17 protein-coding genes are annotated in these 25,379 nt (G+C 36.8%); 9 read left to right on the forward strand and 8 right to left on the reverse strand.

From position 1 onward, the window contains the following. Nucleotides 1–22: 22 nt before the first annotated feature. The 5 genes from aroB to mog are packed head-to-tail and all read left to right on the forward strand — an operon-like array spanning nucleotide 23 to nucleotide 6,156. Nucleotides 23–1,063 (forward strand): 3-dehydroquinate synthase, encoded by a 1,041-nt coding sequence (gene aroB / locus CDOM16190_RS07980; RefSeq protein WP_170019940.1) that lies wholly within the window; start codon nucleotides 23–25, stop codon nucleotides 1,061–1,063. Continuing rightward, the gene (locus tag CDOM16190_RS07985) at nucleotides 1,060–2,661 is read left to right on the forward strand and encodes a mechanosensitive ion channel family protein (protein ID WP_170019942.1); all 1,602 of its coding nucleotides are present in this window, start codon (nucleotides 1,060–1,062) and stop codon (nucleotides 2,659–2,661) included. Before aroB ends, CDOM16190_RS07985 begins: the two co-directional genes overlap by 4 nt. Beyond that, nucleotides 2,661–3,911, forward strand: coding sequence for a tRNA (N(6)-L-threonylcarbamoyladenosine(37)-C(2))-methylthiotransferase MtaB (mtaB, locus tag CDOM16190_RS07990; RefSeq protein ID WP_170019944.1), 1,251 nt, complete (start codon nucleotides 2,661–2,663; stop codon nucleotides 3,909–3,911). Before CDOM16190_RS07985 ends, mtaB begins: the two co-directional genes overlap by 1 nt. Continuing rightward, nucleotides 3,898–5,565, forward strand: coding sequence for an ATP-dependent metallopeptidase FtsH/Yme1/Tma family protein (locus CDOM16190_RS07995; protein ID WP_170019946.1), 1,668 nt, complete (start codon nucleotides 3,898–3,900; stop codon nucleotides 5,563–5,565). Before mtaB ends, CDOM16190_RS07995 begins: the two co-directional genes overlap by 14 nt. Before the next feature lie 51 nt (nucleotides 5,566–5,616). Further along, the gene (gene mog, locus CDOM16190_RS08000) at nucleotides 5,617–6,156 is read left to right on the forward strand and encodes a molybdopterin adenylyltransferase (RefSeq protein WP_170019948.1); all 540 of its coding nucleotides are present in this window, start codon (nucleotides 5,617–5,619) and stop codon (nucleotides 6,154–6,156) included. Nucleotides 6,157–6,191: 35 nt separating this feature from the next. On the opposite strand, the gene CDOM16190_RS08005 is transcribed toward mog, so the two are convergent. The 8 genes from CDOM16190_RS08005 to pbpC all read right to left on the reverse strand — a co-directional run bounded on the left by CDOM16190_RS08005 (nucleotide 6,192) and on the right by pbpC (nucleotide 19,813). Further along, nucleotides 6,192–6,785 (reverse strand): DedA family protein, encoded by a 594-nt coding sequence (locus CDOM16190_RS08005; protein ID WP_170019950.1) that lies wholly within the window; start codon nucleotides 6,783–6,785, stop codon nucleotides 6,192–6,194. 66 nt (nucleotides 6,786–6,851) lie between these two features. Beyond that, on the reverse strand, nucleotides 6,852–7,628 hold the full coding sequence (locus CDOM16190_RS08010; RefSeq protein WP_170019952.1) for a MetQ/NlpA family ABC transporter substrate-binding protein: 777 nt from the start codon (nucleotides 7,626–7,628) through the stop codon (nucleotides 6,852–6,854). A 264-nt stretch (nucleotides 7,629–7,892) separates the two neighbouring features. Beyond that, nucleotides 7,893–8,567: a methionine ABC transporter permease gene (locus CDOM16190_RS08015; RefSeq protein ID WP_170020045.1), complete on the reverse strand. Its 675-nt coding sequence runs from the start codon at nucleotides 8,565–8,567 to the stop codon at nucleotides 7,893–7,895. After that, nucleotides 8,567–9,523: a methionine ABC transporter ATP-binding protein gene (locus CDOM16190_RS08020; RefSeq protein ID WP_170019953.1), complete on the reverse strand. Its 957-nt coding sequence runs from the start codon at nucleotides 9,521–9,523 to the stop codon at nucleotides 8,567–8,569. Before CDOM16190_RS08020 ends, CDOM16190_RS08015 begins: the two co-directional genes overlap by 1 nt. A gap of 17 nt (nucleotides 9,524–9,540) precedes the next feature. Further along, the gene (locus CDOM16190_RS08025) at nucleotides 9,541–9,687 is read right to left on the reverse strand and encodes a hypothetical protein (protein WP_169974737.1); all 147 of its coding nucleotides are present in this window, start codon (nucleotides 9,685–9,687) and stop codon (nucleotides 9,541–9,543) included. Nucleotides 9,688–9,701: 14 nt separating this feature from the next. Then, nucleotides 9,702–12,320: a valine--tRNA ligase gene (locus CDOM16190_RS08030; protein WP_170019955.1), complete on the reverse strand. Its 2,619-nt coding sequence runs from the start codon at nucleotides 12,318–12,320 to the stop codon at nucleotides 9,702–9,704. Between the two features lie 138 nt (nucleotides 12,321–12,458). After that, entirely contained in the window at nucleotides 12,459–17,645 is a 5,187-nt protein-coding gene (locus CDOM16190_RS08035; RefSeq protein ID WP_170019957.1) for an alpha-2-macroglobulin family protein, read from the reverse strand. After that, entirely contained in the window at nucleotides 17,645–19,813 is a 2,169-nt protein-coding gene (pbpC, locus tag CDOM16190_RS08040; RefSeq protein ID WP_170019959.1) for a penicillin-binding protein 1C, read from the reverse strand. The genes CDOM16190_RS08035 and pbpC overlap by 1 nt, the downstream gene beginning before the upstream one ends. Before the next feature lie 99 nt (nucleotides 19,814–19,912). Between pbpC and fumC the strand changes: the two genes are divergently transcribed. From fumC to cybH, 4 genes are all read left to right on the forward strand, one after another. Continuing rightward, on the forward strand, nucleotides 19,913–21,310 hold the full coding sequence (fumC, locus tag CDOM16190_RS08045; RefSeq protein ID WP_170019961.1) for a class II fumarate hydratase: 1,398 nt from the start codon (nucleotides 19,913–19,915) through the stop codon (nucleotides 21,308–21,310). Nucleotides 21,311–21,805: 495 nt separating this feature from the next. Next, complete coding sequence (locus CDOM16190_RS08050) at nucleotides 21,806–22,963, forward strand: hydrogenase small subunit (RefSeq protein ID WP_170019962.1); 1,158 nt, start codon at nucleotides 21,806–21,808, stop codon at nucleotides 22,961–22,963. A 2-nt stretch (nucleotides 22,964–22,965) separates the two neighbouring features. Continuing rightward, nucleotides 22,966–24,684 carry a nickel-dependent hydrogenase large subunit gene (locus CDOM16190_RS08055; protein WP_170019964.1) on the forward strand — a complete coding sequence of 573 codons (1,719 nt, stop codon included), beginning with the start codon at nucleotides 22,966–22,968 and terminating at the stop codon, nucleotides 24,682–24,684. A 9-nt stretch (nucleotides 24,685–24,693) separates the two neighbouring features. Next, nucleotides 24,694–25,377 carry a Ni/Fe-hydrogenase, b-type cytochrome subunit gene (cybH, locus tag CDOM16190_RS08060; protein ID WP_169940953.1) on the forward strand — a complete coding sequence of 228 codons (684 nt, stop codon included), beginning with the start codon at nucleotides 24,694–24,696 and terminating at the stop codon, nucleotides 25,375–25,377. The last annotated feature ends 2 nt before the right edge of the window (nucleotides 25,378–25,379 follow it).

Raw genomic sequence — 25,379 nt, forward strand, 5'->3', positions numbered from 1 at the left:
ATATATAAATATAGGGGATACTTTGCAAATCGATATAAATTTAAAAGATATATCAAGAAACTATAAGGTCTATATAGATGAGCTTAAAAAGCTCAAATTTGATACGAAAGTAGCTATCGTTACTAATTCTAAAGTGAGTGGGTTACATCTTGATAGTCTGCTTGCTGTTTTAAAATGTAAAGAGAAATTTATCATTACTCTGCCTGACGGTGAAGAGTATAAAAATTTAAAGAGCATAGAAGAGATATTAGAACAGCTTTTTGTAAGCAGGCTTGATAGAGGCAGTGTGATAATAGCTCTTGGCGGTGGAGTCATAAGCGATATGGCCGGATTTGCAGCGAGTATCTATCAAAGAGGCATTAAATTTATAAATATCCCTACCACGCTTCTAGCTCAGGTCGATGCGAGTGTGGGCGGAAAAACCGGTGTAAATAATAAATTTGGCAAAAATTTAATAGGCTCTTTTTATCAGCCAGTTGCTGTATATTGCGAGACAAAATTTCTAAAAACTCTTGCTAAAAGAGAATTCGCAGCAGGTGTTGCAGAGGCTATAAAAATGGCTGTTATGTTTGATAAAGATATGTTTGATTGGCTTGAAAAAACTGATTTGAGCGATAATGAAAATTTACAAAATTTGATCTTTAAAAGCGTATCTTTAAAAGCAAAAGCCATTGAAAAAGATGAGACCGAAAAAGGCATTAGGGCTGTGCTAAATTATGGTCATACCTTTGCTCACGTTATAGAAAATGAAACCGGATATAAGAGATTTTTACACGGAGAGGCTGTGGCTATAGGTATGAATATGGCTAATTCATTGGCGGTTAAATTAGGGTTTTTAACTTATTTAGATAGAGATAGGATTAAAAATTTGCTAGTTAAATTTAATCTACCTGTAGAATATAAAATTGCAGATTTAGATGTCTTTTATGATGCGTTTTTCTTAGATAAAAAGAGCGAAAATTCAAAGATTAAATTTATTTTACCAAATGGTATAGGTGAATATGAGATAAGGCAAGATATCTCAAAAGATATTGTAATGCAAGTTTTAAGCGAGTTTAAATGAAAAAAATATTCGTTTTTTTATTGTTTTTTGTCTTTTCTTTCGGTAATAGTGAAGTAATAATAGCCGAATCAAACGCTACTACCGCTATTAAAGATACAGCCTTGCTTGATCTTAGGAGTAAACTTATACCTATCAACGAAAAGCTTGCAGGAAATATTTGGATTACAAGGTATTCAAACTATAAAACATTTCAAAATTTAACATATGAGCTTAAAACTATAGAGGGTATGCTTAAAAAGCAGAGCAAATCTAGTAGCAAAAGCACGATTGAGCTACAAAAAAAGCAAAACACTATCAAAGAACAGCTTGAACTTTTAAAAGAATTTGAAAAAGCACCTTTTTCTAGCATGATAACAGCTCCTGAAATAGATAGTATGCAAAAGATCACAAACCCAATAGCTGTAATTTCTGGCTTTTCATATATTAAGCAGCTTAGAAGCACTAAAGATGAATATAAGATACGTCTTGAGGGACTTGATAGAATCATAGACGAGCTTAATAAAAAAGAGGAAATTTTATCTGAAATTGTAAGGCTTAGCGAAGATGAGACATATAAAAATGAATTGATTGATATTAGACAAGAAATTATTGAGTTTAAAGCGGCTGAAGATATTGCTCAGACTACATACAGTGTCTATGAAAAAAGGGTTATAGAGGCTATAAGTAGAGTAACCGAGGATATCAAGGCTCAGATGAAAAAGGCTATGAATATAGGGATTTTCATCCTTGTTGTTATAGCTTTGTCATTTTTGTTTAAATTTATTATCAAAAAGACAATTACAGACAACGAGAGACTATATACGGCAAATAAATTTATAAATTTAGTAAATATAACTCTTATAATTTTGATTTTACTATTTGCCTATATTGAAAACGTTACATATATAGTCACTGTGCTTGGTTTTGCCTCAGCTGGTATTGCTATCGCGATGAAAGATATGTTTATGAGTATGCTTGGCTGGACGGTTATCGTATTTGGCGGAAGTTTTCATGTGGGAGATAGGATAAAGGTTAGAAAGGACGGAGAAAATTTCGTGGGCGACATTATAGACATATCTCTGCTTAGAATGACTATCTATGAGGATGTTACCTTTAATACCTATCAGTTTAACCGCAGAGCTGGACGTATTATCTTTATACCAAATAACTATATTTTTACTGATCTTATAGCAAATTTTTCTCATCAAGGTATGAAAACCGTATGGGATGGTATAGATATCACTCTTAGTTTTGAATCAAATCATAAAAAAGCTGTCTATATAATCAAAAATATAGTTAGAAAGTACTCTAAAGGCTATACAGACATAGCCAAAAAGCAGATGAGTAAGCTAAGAAATCAATACAGTATCAAAAATCCAAACGTAGAGCCTAGAATTTTCTCATTTATAGAGCCCCATGGAGTTAAAATTTCGGCTTGGTATATGACAAATTCTTTTGCTCCCATGGCGTTAAGAAGCACTATTAGCTCAGAGATTATAGAGAGCTTGATAAAAGAGGATGATATAGTGATCGCATATCCTACCCAGACTCTTTATATGGATAAAAGAAGAAAGGCGAGCGACCCAAAACCTATAGAAAACAATGAAGAAATAATGTAATGCAGGTAAGAGAGAAGATATACTTTAAAACCTTTGGATGTCGCACAAATATATACGATACCGAGCTTATGAAGAGCTATGTAAAGGACTATGAGATCACAAATGATGAAAATGAAGCCGATATCGTAGTGATAAACTCTTGCACTGTCACAAATAGCGCAGATAGCGGCACTAGAAGCTATATAAATAGTGTTAAAAAACGCGGCGCAAAGGTGATACTCACAGGATGTGGAGCGGTTAGTAAGGGTAGAGAGCTCTTTGATAAAAGCTCTGTTTTTGGCGTTATAGGCGCAAGTAAAAAAGAAGATATAAATTCGCTTTTAAAGGCTCAAAATCCATTTTTTGAGCTTGGAAATTTAGAAAGTATAGATAAAAATATAGTTACAAACTACGAAAATCACACGAAGGCTTTTATAAAGATTCAAGAAGGATGTGATTTTGTTTGTAGTTACTGTATCATCCCTTCGGTGCGTGGCAAAGCAAGGAGTATGAATGAGGAAAGTATCTTAAATGAGGCCAAAATTTTAGCCTCTAACGGCTATAACGAGCTTGTATTAACTGGCACAAATATCGGCAGCTACGGCAAAGATACAAACTCATCTCTTGGAAAGCTGCTTGCAAGGCTTGGGCAAATAAACGGTATAAAAAGGATTAGGCTTGGAAGTATTGAGCCAAGTCAGATAGATGATAGCTTTAGAGAAATTTTAAAAGAGAGTTGGCTAGAAAGACACCTTCATATAGCGCTTCAGCATACTAGCGAGGCTATGCTTAAGATAATGAGACGCAGAAATAGGGCACTTAAAGATATCGAGCTATTTTTAGAGCTAGCAGAACTCGGCTTTGCTCTTGGAACCGATTTTATTGTGGGTCATCCTGGAGAGAGTGAGCAAATTTGGGCTGAGACACTGGAAAACTTCAAGAAATTCCCACTTACTCACCTACACTGTTTTGCCTATTCACCCAGAGATAATACCCATTCAGCGACTATGAAAGTCGATGTAAGCGGAGATATTGCAAAAAATAGAATGAAAATATTAAAAGATATAGTTTTGCAAAACAATATAAAATTTAGACAAGAGAATAGTGTTGCTCTTAGTGTATTGGTAGAACAAAAAAATGGCGAATTTTACGAGGGATTTGATCAGTTTTACAATAAAGTAAAGATAAAAACGAATAGGGATATTATCAAGGAGTGGGTGATAGTGGACAGATATGATATAAATGATGAGGCAAATTATGCAAAAATTTAAATTTAATAAGAAAAATATTATCGCTATTTCGGTACTACTTTTAGTATGCTTGATGTCTATAGTGGCATTTAAAAATCAGCCAAAAAATATTATGTATGATAGTTACGAAAAGCTACTTGATGGTAATCTGATATCTGAAGCTACTATAGTGCAAAATGAAATTTTGATCACGACAAAAGGCGGGCATAAATACACTATCGTAAAAGATGGGATAGATATGAGCAAGCTGGTTCAAAAAGTACCCGTAAATGTGAAAAAAGAGCATCCTATAATAGAAGAAATTTTAGCTGTAATATTTCTTATAGCGATTGGATACGGTGTTTTATTTGTTTACGGAAGATACAAGCTAAAGAAAAAATCGGAAAACACAAGCGATGAGAAAATGGGAGTGTATGAGATTGAAAATATATTTACAAGCTCGGTTGTGCCGGCTATATCAAATGTAAGCTTTAGCGATGTGGCAGGCATAAAAGATGTGAAATTCGAACTTAGCGAGATAGTGGACTTCTTAAAAAATCCTGCCAAATACAGAAAATTTGGTATCAAAATGCCAAAAGGCGTTCTTATGATAGGACCTCCTGGAGTTGGTAAAACTCTGGTGGCAAAGGCTGTAGCAGGAGAGGCGAACGTACCATTTTTTTACCAAAGCGGAGCTGCATTTGTGCAAATTTACGTAGGAATGGGCGCAAAGAGAGTTAGGGAGCTGTTTTTAAAAGCTAAGGCTTACGCACCGTCGATAATCTTCATCGACGAGATAGACGCGGTCGGCAAAGTGCGCGGCGGAAGTAGAAACGATGAGCGTGAAGCCACGCTAAATCAGCTTTTAACCGAGATGGACGGCTTTGAAGATAACTCTGGCGTCATAGTGATAGCCGCTACAAACAGGATCGAGATGATAGATGAGGCATTGCTTCGCTCAGGTAGGTTTGATAGGAGAATTTATCTATCGATGCCTGATTTTTCAGACAGGGTCGAAATTTTAAAATCATATCTTAAAGATAAAAGCTCTAGCGTATCGCCTGAAGATATAGCTAAGATAAGTGTAGGTTTTTCCGGGGCCGCGCTTGCTACTTTAGTAAATGAAGCTGCTATAAACGCACTTAGAAATAACAAAGGCACGATAGATATGAGCGACTTTGAAAACGTGCTAAATAAAGTCTTGCTTGGCAAAAAGCGCGTGCTTAGCTATAACGACGAAGAGAAAAAAATTCAAGCCCTTTATCAAAGTGCAAAGGCACTAAGTGCGTATTGGTTCGGGGTTGAGTTTGAAAAAATTTCGCTTGTTGAAGATCACTTTAGAGCCACTGAACGCGAGATAGAGTCCAAGACTCAAATGCTTTCTCGCATAAAGGTATGTCTAGCCGGTATGAGCGCTCTAAAAGAGAGTAGGGATGACATCTTTTCAAACGCACACAGCGATATAGCAAAGGCAAAAGAGATCGCTCAAAATATGGTTTTTGAGTATGGTATGGGCAAAACTTTAGTACCAAATCCTGCCGATGTGGAGGCTATACTTCAAGAAGCGTATAGCGAGATATCGGAGTTCTTGCGAGGGATGAAGGCGCAAACGGAAAAAATTTGCGAATACATCATAGCAAACGAGAGTATAGATAAGACAGCGATAAAGATAATAATACAAAGCTCTTATGAATAATTTGCAATAATATGCTAAAATCGCACATATTTTAACAATGGAGTAAAATTTATGAAGATAAAAATAGGAATTTTAACGCTTTCAGATAGAGCAAGCGAAGGTACTTACGAGGATCAATCAGGACCTGCGATAAAAGCGGTGCTTGATGAGTGGATAACAAGTGAGCGCGAGTATATATACGAAGTAATCCCTGATGAGTTTGAACTTATAAAAAAGCGACTTATAAATATGGTTGATAATCTAGGATGTAATCTGGTTTTAACCACCGGAGGAACGGGGCCTGCGGTTAGAGATGTGACTCCTGAAGCAACTGAAGCGGTATGCGAAAAGATGATGCCCGGCTTTGGTGAGCTAATGCGAGCGGCAAGCTTGAAATTTGTTCCTACGGCTATACTGTCACGCCAAACAGCAGGCATTAGAGGACGCGCCTTAATAGTAAATTTACCTGGGCAACCAAAGGCCATAAGAGAGTGCTTGGAGCCGATATTTCCTTCGATACCTTACTGCATCGATCTTATCGAAGGTGCTTATATAGAGACTGATGAAAATGTGATGAAGGTCTTTAGACCAAAGCAAAAGAAGATTTCTTAACTAATCAAAAGGAGAGTTTCAACTCTCTCCTTGATCTATTTTTTTGATTTTTTTATGTAAATATAAATTGCCGTTATGGCAGCTACTGCAACAAGCATTGCTAAGACTATATTTTTAAATAGCTCTTTATCGTAATCAGTTCCTAGATAATACCCCACAGCAAGCAAGATCTCCACCCAAATTCCTGCACCAAGTGTAGTATAAAGGCTAAATTTAAAAAGATTCATTTTAGCTAGACCTGCCGGAAGGCTTATATATTGACGAATTCCAGGGATTAGACGGCAGTTAAATGTAGAAATTTCGCCGTGTTTATTAAAGAAATTTTCAAATTTTTGCATTTTTTCTTCTGTCATTCGCACGTATTTACCGTATTTTAGAATGAGATCTCTTCCGAAAAAGTAGCATAAATAGTAGTTAAACACCGCACCTGCCAAAGAGCCGCCTGTGCCTGCTAAAAAAGCTAGGATTAGATTCATCTCGCCTTTGCTTGCAAGATATCCTGCTGGTATCATAACTATTTCGCTTGGAAATGGGAAAAAAGAGCTTTCTAAAAACATCATGCAAAATATGCCGACATATCCCCATTGCCCGACAGTTTCAACGATGAAATTTGTAACTTCACTGAGCAAATTTAGCCTTTGTAGTAAAATTTGGATAAAAGCCTAAACAATGCGTTTAGGCTTTGGATTGCATTATTAAAATGCAGGAAGAATAGCGCCTTCGTATTTGCTCTCTATAAATTTTTTAACTTCAGCTGAATTTATAGCTTTGTCTAAGGCTTTTATTTTAGGACTGTTTTCATTGCCTACTTTTACAACCACGTAGTTCGTATAAGGGCTATCTTTGCTCTCAAGCGCAAGCGCATCTTTTGACGGATTTAGCTTCGCGTTTAAAGCGTAGTTTGTATTGATAACCGCGATAGTTACGTCACTTAGTGTTCTTGGAATTTGCGCTGCTTCGATCTCGCTAAATTTTAAATTTTTAGGATTTTCTACGATATCAAGCGGAGTTTTTAGAGGATTATCGTTTAGTTTGATAAGTCCTGCGCTTGCAAGCACGTCTAGTGCGCGGCTTTCGTTTGTAGGATCATTTGGTATCGCTACAGTGTCGCCGTTTTTTAGTTCGCTTAGATCTTTTATCTTAGCCGAATAAACTCCCATTGGCTCAAGGTGAACGCCTACAGTTTTAACCAGATGAGTACCTTTGTTTTTGTTAAATTCGTTTAGATATGGCAAGTGTTGAAAGAAATTTGCGTCAAGATCGCCGTCTTCAGTTGCTAAATTTGGTATCGTATAGTCGTTAAACTCTTTTATTTCAAGCTTAAAGCCTTCTTTTTCAAGTAGAGGTTTAGCAACTTCAAGAATTTCTGCGTGAGGAACGGGCGTAGCTCCAACTATGATTGTTTTGGCTTTATCGGCTGAGCTTAAAGTTACTGCAAGTAGTGCACCAAGTAGAATTTTAGAAAATTTCATTTTTTATCCTTTAAATTTTAAATACAGCTAATTCATTTAAAAGGATAGTATAGGCGAGAAGCTTATTAAATTTCTTTTTAAATGTTTAGCTTGAACTAAGCACTTAAAAAGAAATTTGTGCTTAGCGTTAGTCTTTCGACGACTTAAATTTTACACAACGACACATTTCGCACATATCTGATTTCATTTCAATCCTTTCTTTTAAAATAATTTTGAGATTGTAGATAAAAAATATTTAAAAAAAAATAAAAGTAGCACAAAATGCTACTTTTTTGTTATTTTGTATAGTAAATTTCCGATTGACTGGAAAATTTGAACCATTATGATCAAGATAACTACCGTATAAATCATGATATCAGGTCTAAAGCGCTGATATCCGTAGTTGATCGCAACCGCTCCAAGACCGCCTCCACCGACCGCTCCTGCCATCGCTGAGAAGCCAACAATAACTATCAAAGTAAGAGTTATGGCTGATATTATGCCGGGAAGTGCCTCAACGAACATTATCTTAAATATAATCTGCGAATTTGACGCGCCAAAGCTTTTTGCGGCTTCGATTATGCCTTTATCAACCTCTTTTAACGCGCTTTCGATGAGCCTAGCGATAAAAGGTGCCGCGCCTATCGTAAGAGGCACGATGGCTGCCGTTGTGCCGATACTTGTGCCCACTATCATCTTAGTAAACGGGAAAAGTACGATGATGAGTATGATAAACGGAAAGCTTCTTAATGTGTTTACGATTATATCAAGCACTAGATACAGCTTTTTGTTTGGTTTAAGTCCGTCTTTATCGCTAAGCACTAAAAGTACCGCGGGGATAAGCCCAAGTGCGAATGCAAGCAGCGTGGAAACCAAGCTCATATAAAGCGTCTCGTTGATCGCAGGAAGTAAAATTCGCTCAAAAACATCGGGAAATTTAGAAAAATCTATCCCAAACATCACGCTACCTCCCATAAAACGCCGCTTTGTTTGACGTACTCTATCACTTTTGCTTCATCTTCTTTTTCTACGTTTATCACGAGTGAGCCAAGGACGTTTTCGTTTAGCTTTTCAAGCTTGCCCCAGACGATGTTAAAATCGATATTTAGAGTTCTTGCCATGTGTGTGATAATGCTTTTTTGCGCTACCTCTTTTGGAAAAAACAGACGGATATTAACTCCGCTTTGAGGCAGAATTTCAACTTCGCCTAAAAACTCTTTCATCTTTTCATCTGGTTTTAAAAATAGCTCTTCGATACTGCCTGAGCCTATGATTTTGCCGTGTTCTAGCAGGATCGCTCTATGTGCGGTTGATTTTACGACTTCCATCTCGTGAGTGACGATAACTATGCTTATTTTTAGCTCGCGATTGATCTTTTTTAAGAGCTCTAAGATAGAATTTGTAGTGTTTGGATCAAGAGCCGATGTAGCCTCATCGCTTAGTAAAATTTTAGGATTTAAAGCAAGCGCTCTTGCTATGGCTACGCGCTGCTTTTGACCGCCACTTAGTTCGCTTGGATAGCTTTTTGCTTTGTTGCTTAGCCCTACAAGTTCAAGCAGCTCGCTTACTCTTTTTTGAATTTTGCTTTTTGGATATTTCCAAAATTCAAGCGGAGTTGCGACATTATCAAATACGTTTTTTCTAGCCATCAGAGCAAAATGCTGAAATATCATACCGACATCTTTTCTAAAGTGTCTAAGTTCGTTTGCGCTGATATCTTTTATCTCTTTGCCATATACTTTAACAGAGCCGCTTTGATAACTCTCAAGTCCGTTTATGCAACGAAGCAGGGTGGATTTACCCGCTCCGCTATGTCCGACAAGTGCGAAAATTTCGCTCTCATTTACCGTAAAACTAACATCATCTATAACTCTTGTGTCGCCATAGTATTTGATTAAATTTGAAATTTCTATCATTAGGTTTACGTGCCTTATTATTTAAATAGAAAATAATAAATTACATAAAACCAACTAAGAAATCCATGTATAATCGCCCATAAAATGCTTTTGTTCGCACCCCATGACAAGGCGACCGCAACGACAGTTCCTAATGTAAATCCACCAAATCCTAAACCCTTCATTCTTATCCTTTAAGTTATTTACTAAATTTTTTAAGCTCAGCTTCTACTTTTTCAAACTGCTCTTTTGCGCTTGTAAGGCCGGCTTTGTTTGTCTCTATGACATCAGCAGGAGCATTTGCCACAAATTTTTCGTTATTAAGCATGTTTGAAAGCTTCATTATCTCTTTTTCAAGCTTGTTTTTCTGCGCGGTTAATCTACTTATCATCGCCGACATATCAACTCCTTCAAGCGAGATAAATACCTCTAAATTTTCGCTTACATCGCATACGGCATCATCTATCTTGCTGCTTACAAATTCGATTTGTTCGCATTTGGCAAGTAGGGCGATATACTCTTTTGCCTCGCTTAAATTTTCGCTTCTATTTAGCTTTACATAAGCCTTTGAAATTTTAGAATTTCCTAGGTCAATCGTAGCTTTTGCGCGTCTTATAGCTACTATCGCTTCGATTACGAGTGAAAAAATGCCTTCGATCTCTAAATTTTGCTCTTTTATCTCAGGATAGCGCGAAATCATTATAGAGCCTGAGTTTTCTAAATTTGTACCGCTTAGCTCGTGATATAGATATTCGCTTATAAACGGCATAAACGGACTTAGTAGCCTCATAGCCTCTTTAAATATGCTTCCAAGTTCTTTTACGCTACTTTTGTCAGCCTTGCTAAGCTCGATTCCCCAGTCGCAAAATTCATCCCAAAGGAATTTATAAAGCGCATTTGCAGCGTCATTAAAGCGGTAAGCATCAATATTTTCGCGCACCTGTTTAACGCACTCGCTAAAGCGGCTAGCCATATAAATTCCAAGCTTTGTTTTAAGCTCTATCTTATGAAGATCTTCAAATTTGCTCTCGTTTAACAGCAAGTATTTGCTGGCGTTATAAAGCTTATTGGTGAAATTTCTTACCAATTTCATCTTGTCGTCGCTTAGCTTTATATCTCGCCCTTGAACCGCAAGCAAGGCAAGCGTAAAGCGCAAGATGTCCGCACTATACTCCTCAATACTATCAAGCGGATCTATCACGTTTCCAAGGCTTTTGCTCATCTTTCTGCCTTGCTCGTCCTTAACTAAAGCATGCAGGTATATATCGCTAAAAGGAAGCTTACCTAGTGCATTTTGCCCCTGAAACATCATCCTTGCTACCCAGAAAAACAAGATATCAAAGCCTGTTATAAGAAGGTTATTTGGATAAAATTCAGCTAAATCATCTTCAAACCATTTGTCATCTTTAAGCTCATCACCGTTACCCCAACCAAGCGTGCTAAAAGGCCAAAGACCGCTAGAGAACCAAGTATCAAGCACGTCTGGATCTTGATGGAAATTTTTGCTTTTACACTTTCTACACTCTGTCGGTTCGCCCTCATCAGCCCACTCATGACCGCAATCATCGCAATAAAAAACGGGAATTTGATGTCCCCACCAAAGCTGGCGAGATATACACCAGTCGCGAAGTTCTCTCATCCAAGCGTTAAAGCTATTTATCCAGTGCGGAGGATAAAATTTAGCAAGACCGCTTGCCACATCCGCAATCGCCTGATCGGCTATCTCGCGTTTTACAAACCACTGCTTTGAGATATAAGGCTCTACGACATTTTTGCAGCGATAGCAGTAGCCTACTTGATTTTCGTAGTCTTCAATCTTTTCGATATTACCGATCCTTTCAAGCTCCGCTACGATGACATCTCTTGCTTCAAGGCGCTCAAGACCCTTAAAGTGTGCGCACTCTTCGTTTAGGATTCCAGCCTCGTCAAAGCATGTGATGAACTCCAAATTATGGCGCTTGCCGACTTCGTAGTCATTCATATCGTGAGCCGGAGTAACTTTAACAAGTCCTGTTCCAAACTCCATATCCACGTGCTCATCGGCAATTATCTCTATCTTGCGGTTTATGATAGGCAAGATTACTTTTTTACCTATCAAATGCTTATATCTTTCGTCGTTTGGATTGACCATTACGGCTGTATCGCCAAAGTAGGTTTCCGGACGAGTCGTAGCCACTACTACAAATTTGCTAGGCTCATCGGCAAAATAATACTTGATATGATAAAGCTTGCCTTTGTTGTCTTTGTGCTCGACTTCGATATCGCTAAGCGCTCCGTCGTGCGTGCACCAGTTTATCATGTAGTTTCCGCGAACTATCGTGCCGTTTTCATAAAGCTTTACAAAGGCTTTTTTGACGGCTTTTTTAAGCCCCTCATCCATGGTAAATCTTTGGCGACTCCAAGCAGGAGTTATCCCAAGACGGCGCATCTGATGAACTATCATGCCACCGCTTTTTTCCTTCCATTGCCATACGCGATTTACAAACTCTTCGCGTCCTATGCTCTCTTTTGTTATACCTTGAGCTAAAAGCTGCTTTTCAACGACGTTTTGAGTGGCGATTCCCGCATGATCAAGTCCCGGCTGCCAAAGCGTCTTGTAGCCGTCCATTCTTTTATATCTTGTCATTATGTCTTGAAGCGTAAAGGTAAGAGAGTGTCCTATGTGAAGCGAACCGGTTACATTTGGAGGAGGCATCATAATGCAAAATTTGCGACCTTCTTTTTGGATATCTTTGTTTGCGTCAATCTCGAAATATCCGCGCTCTTCCCAAATTTTATAAAATTTTTCTTCAACCTCTTTTGCGTTGTAAAAACTCACTTCAAATCCTTTTAGGTTTTATCAAAAATGCTCGATTTTATCAGAATTTTACTAATAGGGCGATTAAATTTATAAAAGTAGGCTGAAATTTAAGGATAATAAAAGCGGCTTTAATTAACAAAGCCGCTTTTTGTGAAGTTATTTTACAATGAACTCTTTTTGAGCTAAATCGTAATCGCTCATACTCTCATCGTACATATTTTCAGTTATGACCGCAGGAAGCATGCACTTGCCGCTCATCACAACTCTAAGCGGAGTGTAAAGGGTAAATGGCGTCTTATCCTTTTCGTTCACGTATCCTGAGCTAAGAGAATAGAATGTAAGCACTCTATCATCAGCTATCACGTTATGCTCCACATTTAGCGTATTTGTGGTTGCTTTGGTTCTTAAATTTGGAGCTATGTTTTCGTTTATGATCTCAAAGCAAGGGCTGATTTGCTCGTTTATAACTCCGTTTCTTATGTAATCATCGGTTTTGATCATAAGCTTAGAATATATCACGTCATTTAGCTTAAGGTTGTTGATATCTATCTCTTTGCCGTCTTTTCCGACAAATTTTCTCATGATATCAAGCCCTTTTTTATCAAATTTGTGATTTATTTCAAGCGGTTTATATGCCATACTTCTTACGCTTAGATATACAGATGATCCAGATTCGGGGATGACTGTAATTTCAGGTTTTTTAGGAGATATATCGATACTATTTAACCCGTTAAAAAGAATATCTTTGCCATCGTAGCTTATTTTAAATTTATTTCTAGATGAAGTATCTTTTATGTAGGTTCTTAAAGCCATGAGAGTAAATGCACGCTCCTGAGTAGAATACATTTTATCTATATTTTTTATTAGATAGTTTGCCATCTCTTCGCTAAATGGATTTTTCTTAAAATGTCTAGCGTGAAGTAATAGCGCAAATGCAGTATTTCTCTTTCTTGAGCCAAAATTATCGGCTAGGGATTTTTCTTTATTGTAAATTACATCACCAATTTGCTTAAGCGCATTTTCACTCTCTTTTTTAAGGCCAATATTTTGAAGGATAGATGCCATTAGATAGGTTTCAAGAGAGGTTGAAAATTTCCTATTGTCATAAAGAGTATTGGCTGCGGATTTTTCAAGCTTGTTTTGAGCGCTTAATACATAAGCTGCATATAGGGCTTGAAGATTGTCTTTTGAGCCAAAATTTATGAGCCAGTTAAGCGCTTTGGATTTCACATTTTTATCAAGAGCAAATCCTGATTTTTCAAGCTCTAGAAGCGTATCTATAGCGTATATAGAGGCAAAGTTATTGGTATAGCTTAACTCACCCCAATATCCGAAGCTTCCATCTGCTTTTTGCATTTTTATCAGATCTTTCATACCGGCCACTATAAATCTCTTGATATCTGCCGCATCTATTCTTGATTTTGTGCTATTTTCATCGTTAAGCACTAATGCGTTAAGCTCTAAAAGCTTACTTGAGCGTTGCTCTGAGCATCCGTAAGGATAGTTTATAAGCTTATCGCTATTTGCTCCAAGAAGGCTTTTTATAGAGGTTGAAGCATCTATTTTAATATCTTTAAATTCGGGGTCTAGTGTTAATGTCTTTTTTTCGCTTGCTTGAAAAGATGTCATATATGTACTAAGCGGATATGGGTAAACTACGTCTAAATTTAATGAGTATGAGTAGCTTTCTTTGCCGTCATTTGCTTTAAATTTTAAGAATGATTTACCGGTAGAGTTTGCATCTATGACAACGATTGTTTTTAAATTCTCGTTTGGCTTTAGAGTTATCTTCTCTTTTTCAAGTTTTGCGTTTAAATTTGTATCTAAGCTAAGAGTAATCTCTTTTGTATCGTTTGTAGTATTTATAACTCTTAGGATGTAATTTATCTTATCGCCTTTTACTAAGTATGCAGTTTGTGTAGGTTTTAATATAATGTCATCTTTGACGTCAATTTCACTTATATCAAAACCAAGCTTACTTTCGCTCTTTGCTAAAACGGCTAGATTTATCTTGGAATTGAAGTCCTTAGGAACCTCTACTTCAAAAGTTGCATTTCCGCTAGCATCAGCTCTTGCAGTTTGCATTTTGATATAAGTTTTTACGTTTTTCTTGTCAACTGGAGTTGCAAATTTCGCCATTCTCATCTCCATTAGCGAACTAGCGCTATCACCTCCAAAGCTCAACACCTTGCCATCTTTTTTAAATCCTGTAATGCTGTCAAATATATCAAAATCAAGCACAGAATCCGCTATTGCTTTATTGAAGAAATCAAGAGGGCTTTTTAATTTTTGATTTGTTATCTGCAAAATTCCCTCATCTACAGCAAATAATGTAATTTCAGAATTAGGATCGGCTTTTACTTCCATCTTAAATTTAGAATTTGACCTTACTACATTTGGAGCCTTTGCTTTTACTTCCATATTTCTTTCTTTATGTTCTGCTTTGGCATAAACCTTATCGTATGCCCTAAACGGAAGTATATCGATATCGGCTACTCTTATGATGAGAGCGCTTACATATAATCCCTCAAAGTCAAAATCCAGATCAAATTTTACATTGGCTGAGTTATTTTGGATATTTAAAATTTTATGTTTTTTTACCCCGTTGCTTTCAAGTGTAACGAGTGCCATAGCGTTTTTGAGTACAGAGCTTACATCTACACTCATCACATCGCCTTTTTTATAGCTCTTTTGATTTAGTTTTATTTGAGCTTTTGCCAGTTCTTTTGTAGGAGCAAGTGAGCCGTAATCCCAGCCACTGACATATATATTTATGCTTGAACTATGTCCGCTTATAGTATCCGTTACCACTACTTTGTAATCTCCGCTTTGAGAGAAGCTGTAAGAAAAGGTATTTGTAGATTGCGATACTTGAGATATGCTTTCATAGTTTTTATTCCATCTCATTACACCTTCTTTATCTAGGTTGTAATTCCATACTCCTCTTTTTATATCTATTACTTTTTCTATTCCTTGTTTTTCTTCGCCACTAAGAGGGTCTATATTGATGAAGTTAAAATTTACATTGCTATTAACCTCTGTAAAGTCGGTATCGGCCTTAATCCCCACCATAGTTTCAAAAGGATAGATAGTTAGATTTTTACTTGCCGATATATTTTTACCATCATCATTGATATTAAAGACCAAGGTAGCACCAATTACGCTTGCAACCTTTTTTTGCCCTATAAGTGGTTTTACTATCTTTGTGCTCTTGCCGTCTTTGTCAAGCTTTACATCTTTAAATATCTGGTCAAAGTAGATTTTAGAGTATTCGCTATTGCTAAAATTATAATTTTTAAATTTATCGTTTGAATACTCTTTTTGATACATATTTAGCTCTATGTTGCCTTTTAAATCACCAGCAGGAGCACCAAACAGATAGTTGCTTTGAAGCTTAACTTCTATTAGTTCATCTTTGTTATATATATCTTTATTTAGTGTTATATTATTTTTTATGCGTTGAGGAGTGAAAGACTCAACTGAGAAATTTTGAGAAGTTAGTATTCTGTCTGCGAAAACAACTTCAAATTTAAACGATCCGCTAAGTTCCGAATTTATACTCTCGTCAAAATTTATCACTCCAAGCTTATCTGTCTTTACCGATTTATTAAGTATTGTTTTGTTTTGAGGATCTTTTATTTTAAGTTTTACAGGCATTTCAGATAGAGCGCTAAATAGAGCGTTTTTGATTATTATCTCTCCTTTTATTGTATCTGATGGACGAATTATATCGCTCGCAAAGTGTAAATAAGCGCTGTAAAGTTCATTTGGAGCTTTTTTTGGATAGTAGCCATTTTCGTTTAAATTTTTGCCCTGAGTCAAGATTATAAACCCTTGCTCTTTGCCTATGGTTACGACAGCAGATGAAGCCTCTTCGCCGATATTTTTCTTGTTAAATTTAAATATGCCCTCATCGTTTGTTATCCCGTTTGCTAAAATTTCGTTTTTATTAGAATAAATTTTTACATCCGCGTTTGCTACCACAGCATTTTGACTAAGTCTATTAGCAAATAAAAAGATCTCATCTTTAGCCAGTTTGACGCTTACGCCTATATCTGTTAAATATACTACTTTAGATGTGCTTTTTTCTTTGTCGTAATATATTGTTATAAGATACACTCCATCTCCGCTATCTGCGAAGTCAAGCTTGATCTTATGTTTTGAAATTTCATTTAAAGTCCCGCCAAGCTCATAGTTTTTACTTGCTACCTCTTTAACTAAAGGCGATAGGTCTTCGTTTGAAAAATTTAAGAAGTATCTATAGTTTTGATCTATTAGTTTTTCTACTACTACTTTTGCAGTGCTTGTATTGACGCTTTCTATGGCTATCTCGCCGATATTTGACATATATGGAGCATTTTGCGGATCGCTAAATTTTAAAAACGGTTTTAAATTTCCAAATTTGATTTTAAATTCAGCACTCTCTCTTAGTAATGAATACCTATCTCCAAATCCTTTTAAATATCTTATTTTATATTCTGTATTCGGTTTAAATTCATCGCTTGTGACATCAATGTAATAATAGTGATCTTGCGGTATATCTTCTTTCTCTGTATAATTCGTATACTCAATCTCGCTAACTTTAAAATTTTTAACTCCGTCTATACTTACAAATTTATGAAAATTTCCATAATCAAGCCAATTTTTTAAATATAGTCTTATGGCTAATTTTCCATTATCCAAACTAACTGCTTTAGGGGCGGTTAGAAGCATAGTTTTAGCCTCTGGATTATCTACAAACATCTCTTCTGTCGTAGGCTCTTGAGGTATTGCGTAGTTATTATCCAAATTTATTCCAGAGGCGCTTTTTAGATTATTTGATACGTCAAATATCAAATTTTCTCCGCTACTAAGTAGTTTTACATTAAAGTTATTCTTTGTTTTGCTTGTGATTTTGTATTTGATATCGTTTTTCGCTAGATTTTTTCTCTCGTAAATTTTAAAATTTTTAACAAATTCTTCTTCTTTAACCTCGTCATTAAAGCCTATCAGATAATCACTTTTAGAGTATTCTACAAATTTGTCTAATACAAAATCCCCGCTGTAAAACCCGGACGAAGTTTTATCTTTAACGCAGTTATAATCAATACCTTTTACAAGTGGTTTTGTAAGATAAAGCGTAATATCGTTGTTTCCGTATTCGTATACTCCTTCAAGTTCTGGTGTGCATGTTAGAAGTTTTTTATGCGTCATCGTTCCAATTAGTGACGATGTAGCCTTTTTTTCGTATTTTACTCCAAAGATTAATACTCTATCATCAGGCGCTCTAAAATCACCCGTAAGAGTGAAAGCATTTAGGCTCAAACATAGCATAAGAGTAGCTGCTGTAGATCTAAATAACATCAAAACCTCCTTATTTCTATTTTTATTTCGCTTAAATTTGAATTCTCATCCAAGCAACCTATTTTGTGGTTACCTTCTTCGAGAATTAGCATTTTTTCGGCTGCGTTTTGGGTCTTATTAAACTCTTCGTCATCTATTTTGTAATAAATTTCATCTCCAATATATGCGTAACATTTTAGCATAACTTTAGTTTCCTTTTCATTACTCATTATTATTTGTTCGTTAAAAGGTGAGGCTATTAGAGGCTTATGGTTTTTAAATTTATAAAAGCAGGGGCTGTCTTTTATATCCTGTTTTGAAATTTTATTGTTTTTTAGCAAGAAATCCACCTCTTCGCTTCTTATGCTATCGCAGTCATCTTTTAGTTTAATACCACTGATAAGCTCGTCAATTTGTATATTTTTACACTCTTTAAATTTAAAAGCGTCCAGACAGCTCTCTTTTTCTTCGATTCCGTTTGGAATATCCATAAAAGATAGACTCTCTTGCTGAGCTAAAATTTTAAAAATATCAAAAACGACTTTGGAAGCATCAGAAAATCCGCTTAAATTTTTAGTCTTTTTACCGTTAAAATTTCCAAACCACACTGCTATTGTGTAGTCTTGATTAACCCCTATGGCATATATATCTCTTGAGCCATAGCTAGTGCCGGTTTTAAAGGCGATTTGCGGAGTATCCTTTGCATATCGCCATGTGACTCCTAGGTAGCTTCTGGCTGCCTTTGATAGCATTTTTGCAGTTAGATACGCACTTTGTTCGCTTATTAGACGTTTGTTTTCTCCTACTGTTTTTCCTGCGACTTCAAGAGGTTTTAACTCCCCTTTATTGGCGTATATTGTATATAAGTGGGCTAAATTTAATAGGCTCATTTCAGCGCTTCCTAATGATATGCTGTCGCCGTAAAATTCTTTTGTATTTTTTACTAAATTTATCTCTTTTAGCATCTCGTATAGTGAGTTTTCTTTAAGTTTGTGATTTAAATTTACAGCAGGTATATTTAGGCTAAGCGCTAAGGCCTCTGTAGCCGAAACTATGCCCAAAAATTCGTTATCGTAATTTTTCGGAGTGTATTCTCTTATGAAAATTTCAGTATCTATCATCTCTTTTTTAGGGGTTATGAAGCCTTGATCAAGTCCTAATGAAAATATAAAAGGTTTTAGAGTGGAGCCTACGTTTCTACTCATAATCACTCCGTCATTTTCCCCGTCTAAAGCCTTTTCGTTATGTGAGCCAACATATGCAGCCACACTCATTGATCTATTGTCTATAATTATACCGGCTGCATTTTTGGCATTTTTATCCATCATTAAATCTGAGGCTATTTTTAGGTTGGTTTCTAAAATATTTTGTAAATTTAGATTTAGATTCGAGTTTATAACTCCGTTTTTAATAGCGATTAAAGAGTATTGTTTGGCATTTAAAGGCGCATTGAAGCGTTTATTTTTAAATGGCTCGCTTCTGGCTCTTTGATATTGGCTCTTGTCTATTATTTTAGCCTTGTACAGCAAAGTTACTACGCGGTTTTTTAAAGTATTTATGTTTGATTTTTTATCAAGGCGATTTGCGTTCGGATTTTTTGGGATCGTGCTAAGAAGAGCCATTTGAGCAATGCTTAGATCTTCTAAATTTTTATTAAAATAAAACCTCGCAGCCGCTCCAACGCCTTCTATATTGCCGCCATAAGGAGCGAGATTAAAGTAAAATTTTAAAATTTCATCTTTACTGTAGTGCCATTCAAGCTGAAAGGCGGTAAAAATTTCTTTTATTTTATTAGCGTATGTGCGCTCTTTTGGGCTCATCATGCGGGCTACTTGCATGGTTATCGTTGAAGCGCCTATGCGGTTTTTGTGCGTTAGGTTGTGAAAAGCAGCTCTAGTCATAGAAAAAGGATTAAAGCCAAAATGGTAGTAAAAGTATCTATCTTCAAAGAGTAAAACGCTATCTTTGAGCGTTTGTGGGATATTTTGCGCCTCAAAACGCCAAATTTCATCGCTACTTGGGCGCATAGAAATAATCTCGCCATTTTTATCAAACAATATCGAAGAATTTTCTCTAGTGAGCATTTTCGTATTTAAAGGGAAGGCAAAATCAAGTATTAAAAATGCCAAGAAAAGAGATGCGATAAAGATAAAACCAAATTTAGCAAATTTAATAATTTTATTCTTCATTTTAAAATTATAACAGATTTTATAGGCAAAGCTAACGTAGTTATCCTTTATTTATTAATTATGATATAAAATATCAAAAATAATTTAAAAGGATCATTTATGCAATATAGAATAGAAAAAGACACCATGGGCGAAATTCAGGTACCAAACGATAAGTATTGGGGTGCTCAAACCGAAAGAAGTTTTGAGAATTTTAAAATAGGCGAAGAAAAAATGCCAAAAGAAGTTATCAAAGGCTTTGCATATCTTAAAAAAGCTTGCGCCATAGTCAATCACAAGTTAAACAGGTTTGATGAGGCAAAAACCAAAGCCATATCACAAGCCTGCGATGAGATTATAGACGGCAAACTGTGCGGAAATTTCCCTCTTGTAGTCTGGCAGACAGGTTCAGGCACGCAGTCAAACATGAACCTAAATGAAGTTATCGCAAACAGAGCCACTGAAATTTTAGGCGAGGACTTTAGAGTAAAAAAACTCGTTCATCCAAACGATGACGTAAACAAGGGTCAAAGCTCAAACGACACGTATCCGACTGCGATGAGAATAGCCTTTGTGATAGAGCTTCAAAAGCAGCTTTTGCCAGCTATTGGTAAGCTTAAAAAGACTTTAGAGAGCAAGAGCGAGAAATTTAAAGATATAGTAAAAATAGGGCGCACGCACCTTCAAGACGCTACTCCGCTAACCCTTGGACAAGAGCTTAGCGGATATGTCGAGATGCTAAGAAAAGCGCAGCTTCAAGTAAATGACGCAATGAAGTATCTTTGTGAGCTTGCTATCGGTGGAACAGCCGTAGGAACGGGGCTAAATTCGCATCCAGAGTTTTCAAATTTAGTAAGCGAAGAGCTAAACACTCTAACTAAAAGCGAGTTTAAATTCGTCTCTCATCCAAATAAATTTCACGGACTTACAAGTCATGACGGCGAAGTATTTTTAAGCGGAGCTCTTGATGGTTTGGCTGCAAATTTAATGAAGATAGCAAACGATATAAGATGGCTTGCAAGTGGCCCAAGATGCGGAATAGGCGAGATATTTATCCCTGAAAACGAACCAGGCAGCTCCATAATGCCGGGCAAAGTAAATCCGACGCAGTGCGAAGCGATGACGATGGTATCGGTTCAGGTTATGGCAAATCATTTTGCGGTAACTCTTAGCGCCTCTCAAGGAAATTTCGAACTAAACGTGTTTAAGCCGGTTCTTACTTATAACTTGCTTCAATCAATCAGACTTTTAAGCGATGCGATGATAAGCTTTAACGACCACTGCGCTGTGGGAATTGAGCCGAATTTAAAGGTTATAGACGGCTATTTGCACGGCTCGCTTATGCTAGTAACTGCGCTAAATCCTTATATAGGATATGAAAATGCGGCTAAGATAGCTAAAACAGCTCATAAAAACGGCACTACGCTAAAAGAAGAGGCTGTAAATTTAGGGATTTTAACTGCTGAAGAGTTTGATAAATATGTCCGTCCTGAAGAGATGACCTATCCTAAAAAATAAATTTGATTTAAATTTTACCCTTTCGCTTGATTTTTTTAACTTTTTGCGAGTGGGTAAAATTTATTTTACTTTAAATTTAGCTACAAAAAACATACAAAAAATAAAAAAGCAAATTTGGCATATTTTCAAATAAATCAAATATTTTAAATAAAAATTTCATTTAAATAAAAATCAGAGTATTTTTATCTTAAATCTTATTTTTGATAATTTATATAATAATTTTAAGTATATATTTTTATTTTAAAATAATGAAAATAGCATATTTCTAAAAAATATATTAATCAATTATTATAAAAAAAAATTAATATATTTTATAAATAATAAACAATGAGAATTAATAGTAATATTTCATCCAAGACAAAATATTATTAAAAAATTTATATTTCATTTAGTATTTTGTAAAATATTAAAGTTCTTTTTATTTTTTCTATATATATAATTATGTAAAATTTACATATTTGTTGTGGTATAAATTCATTTTTTTAAGGAGTAGGTATGAAAAATGATGTTCTTGCCAGAGTTAATGAGCGACTCAATATTCTGGCCAAGCTACCAAGAGTAAAGAGTGAAGGCTCCATAAGCGAAGCTCTGAAGGCAAAAGGCTTTACTCGTCGTGATTTTATGAAGTGGGCGGGTGCGATGACTGCTTTTATGGCGCTTCCTGCATCCATGACGCCTATCGTCGCAAAGGCTGCGGAGTTAAGCGATCGCTTGCCTGTAATTTGGCTTCATATGGCTGAATGTACGGGCTGTTCTGAAAGCTTACTAAGAACGGATACTCCTACGATTGATAGTTTGATATTTGACTATATCTCACTTGAATATCACGAGACTATCATGGCTGCTTCAGGCTGGCAGGCTGAGGAGAATTTGGAGCATGCCATAGAAAAGTATAAAGGAAAGTATATTCTTTTAGTAGAAGGCGGTATCCCGATGGGTGCTACCGAAGGATATCTTACCGTAGGACCTCTTGGCTATACTGGATACTATCATGCAAAACACGCTAGCGAAAATGCCGCGGCTATCTTTGCTATCGGAACCTGTTCTAGCTTTGGCGGAGTTCAAGCTGCTAAGCCAAATCCTTCAAATTCCCAAGCTCTAAGCAAGGCTACAAGCAAACCCGTTATAAACGTCCCTGGCTGTCCTCCGAGCGAGAAAAATATCGTTGGAAACGTGCTTCATTATATTTTATTTGGGACTATTCCTTCGCTTGACGTATTTAACCGTCCAAAATGGGCTTACGGGCTTAGAATTCACGATCTTTGTGAAAGACGCGGACGCTTTGATGCTGGCGAATTTGTTCAAAGATTTGGCGATGAAGGCGCAAAAGACGGATACTGCTTATATAAGGTCGGTTGTAAGGGTCCATATACGTTTAACAACTGCTCACGCGAGAGATTTAATCAGCACACAAGCTGGCCGGTTCAAGCCGGTCACGGTTGTATAGGTTGTAGTGAGCCTGATTTCTGGGATACGATGGGACCGTTTGAAGAGCCTATGGGCGATAGACTTTACAATACCGTTTTGGGACTTGGCGCCGATAACGTAAGCGATAAGATCGGTATAGGAGTTTTGGCTCTTGCAGGTATAGGTATGGCAGCGCACGCAGCTATAGCTACTTTTGCAAAAGATAAAGATGAGAAAAAGGCGTAACAATGAGCGAACAAAGAATAGTAATAGATCCTGTAACGAGGATTGAAGGACACCTTCGCGTAGAGGTTGTCGTAGATGAAAATAACGTAGTTAAAGAGGCTTATTCTGGCTCTACCTTATGGAGAGGAATAGAGCAGGTAGTAAAGGGTCGCGATCCTAGAGATGCGGGATTTTTTACACAAAGAATTTGCGGAGTTTGCACATATTCTCACTATAGAGCGGGAATTGTCGCCGTTGAAAAGGCTCTTGGTATAGTTCCTCCGCTTAATGCAGAGCTTACTAGAACGCTTATGAACGCAGCTCTTTATCTTCACGACCACGTTGTGCATTTTTACCAACTCCACGGACTTGACTGGGTCGATATCGTCTCCGCGCTTGAAGCAGATCCGAGAAAGGCTAGCGAAGAGGCGTTTAAATATTGCGAAACTCCGTATGCTACGGGAGCGGATAAACTAAAAGAAGTTAAAGAAAAGGTTGCGGCATTTGCCAAAAAAGGAAATTTAGGACCGTTTGCCAACGCTTACTGGGGGCATAGTACATATCGCTTCACTCCTGAGCAAAATTTGATAGTGCTTTCACACTATTTAGAATGCTTAAGTATGCAAAGAACCATAGCTCAAATGATGGCTATATTTGGTTCTAAAAACCCGCATCCGCAAAGCTTAACAGTAGGTGGCGTAACCTGCGTTATGGATCTTTTAAGTCCGTCAAGACTTGGCGAATATCTAACCAAATTTAAAGAGACGGTTGATTTTGTAAATCGCGCTTACTATCCTGATATCTTAATGGCTGCTAAAGCTTACGGAAACGAGCCAAGCGTACTAAATGACGTGGGAGTGGCGAATTTCTTATCTTATGATGAATTTTTAGTCGGCAGAAACGATAATCTATTCCAAAGCGGTATAGTTCTAAACGGTGATTTAAGCAAGGTTTATGAAGTAGATGATATGAAGATAACCGAAGAAGCTACTCGCGCTTGGTATAAGGATGATAAACCGCTTCATCCGTATGACGGCAAAACAGATCCTAACTATACGGGACTAGTTGATATGAAGACCCTTGACGGGCATGGCAAGATGATTGATACTAAAGTATTTGACGCTAAGGGTAAATATAGCTGGATAAAGGCTCCAAGATATGAGGGCAAGCCTATGCAAGTAGGACCTATTGCAAGCATCGTAGTTAACTATGCAAGGGGAAACAAAAGAGTAGTGCCTATCGTGGATAAATTCTTGCAAGAGACAGGACTTCCAATAAACGCTATATTCTCAACACTAGGAAGAACGGCTACTCGTATGCTTGAGGCGAAAGTAGTTGCCGATCACGGTTTAACGGCGTTTAATAACTTGATTGAAAATTTAAAAACGGATCAAGAAACTTGCGCTAAATACGTAATAGACAATAAAAAAGAGTACAAAGGCTACTTTGCGGGCAATGCTCCAAGAGGCGCTTTATCTCATTGGTGCAGAATTAAAGACGGCGTTATAACAAACTGGCAAGCGGTAGTTCCTTCAACTTGGAATGCTTCTCCAAAGGATGCAAACGGCATTCGCGGATCATACGAGGAGTGTATAATCGGACTAAAGATAGCCGACTTAACTCAGCCGCTTGAAATTATTCGTAAAATTCACTCTTACGATCCATGTATCGCTTGTGCGGTTCACGTTATGGATACTAAGGGAAATAAGATTAGCGAATACAAAATAAATCCAAATTTGTAAGGAGGATTTATGTCACATCATAAACCCGATCGCATCAGCGAATACGAATTTTCGATAGGTCTTAGGCTTACGCACTGGATTAGATTTGTAGCGATTGCATTTCTAGTCGTAAGCGGGTTTTATATATCTTATGTGTTTATAGCTCCTGAGGTTACTAACGAGCCTACGATATTTTTAAATGCAAAATGGCGCGCGGCTCACCAAGTGGCGGGATTTATACTCATTGCGGTTACGATATTTAAGCTTTATCTTTTCTTTTTTGATAAGCTTAGCAGAAAAGAGCTTGCCAGTATTTATGATTTCTTTAGTCCAAAAGTCTGGATAGCGCAGATCAAATACTACATATTTTTAGGACCGCATCCGCATCTAAGAGGCGTGTATAATCCGCTTCAGTTTGCGTCATATTTGTTCTTTTATCTTGTGCTTTTTGTGATCTGCCTAACAGGCATGGTGCTTTATGTGCATGTTTATCACGAAGGGCTTGGCGGGCTATTTTATGAGCCGATGAGATATTTTGAAGAGCTTATGGGTGGACTGGCAAACGTTAGAACGATTCACCGCGTAGCGATGTGGATCATAATGATATTTGTTCCGGTTCATATTTATATGGCCGTATTTAACGCGGTCAAAGGTAAAAATGGTGCTATGGATGCCGTTGTAAGCGGATATAAATTCGTCAAAGAAGAGCACTGATA

Source organism: Campylobacter sp. RM16190 (assembly GCF_012978835.1).
Lineage (GTDB): Bacteria > Campylobacterota > Campylobacteria > Campylobacterales > Campylobacteraceae > Campylobacter_A.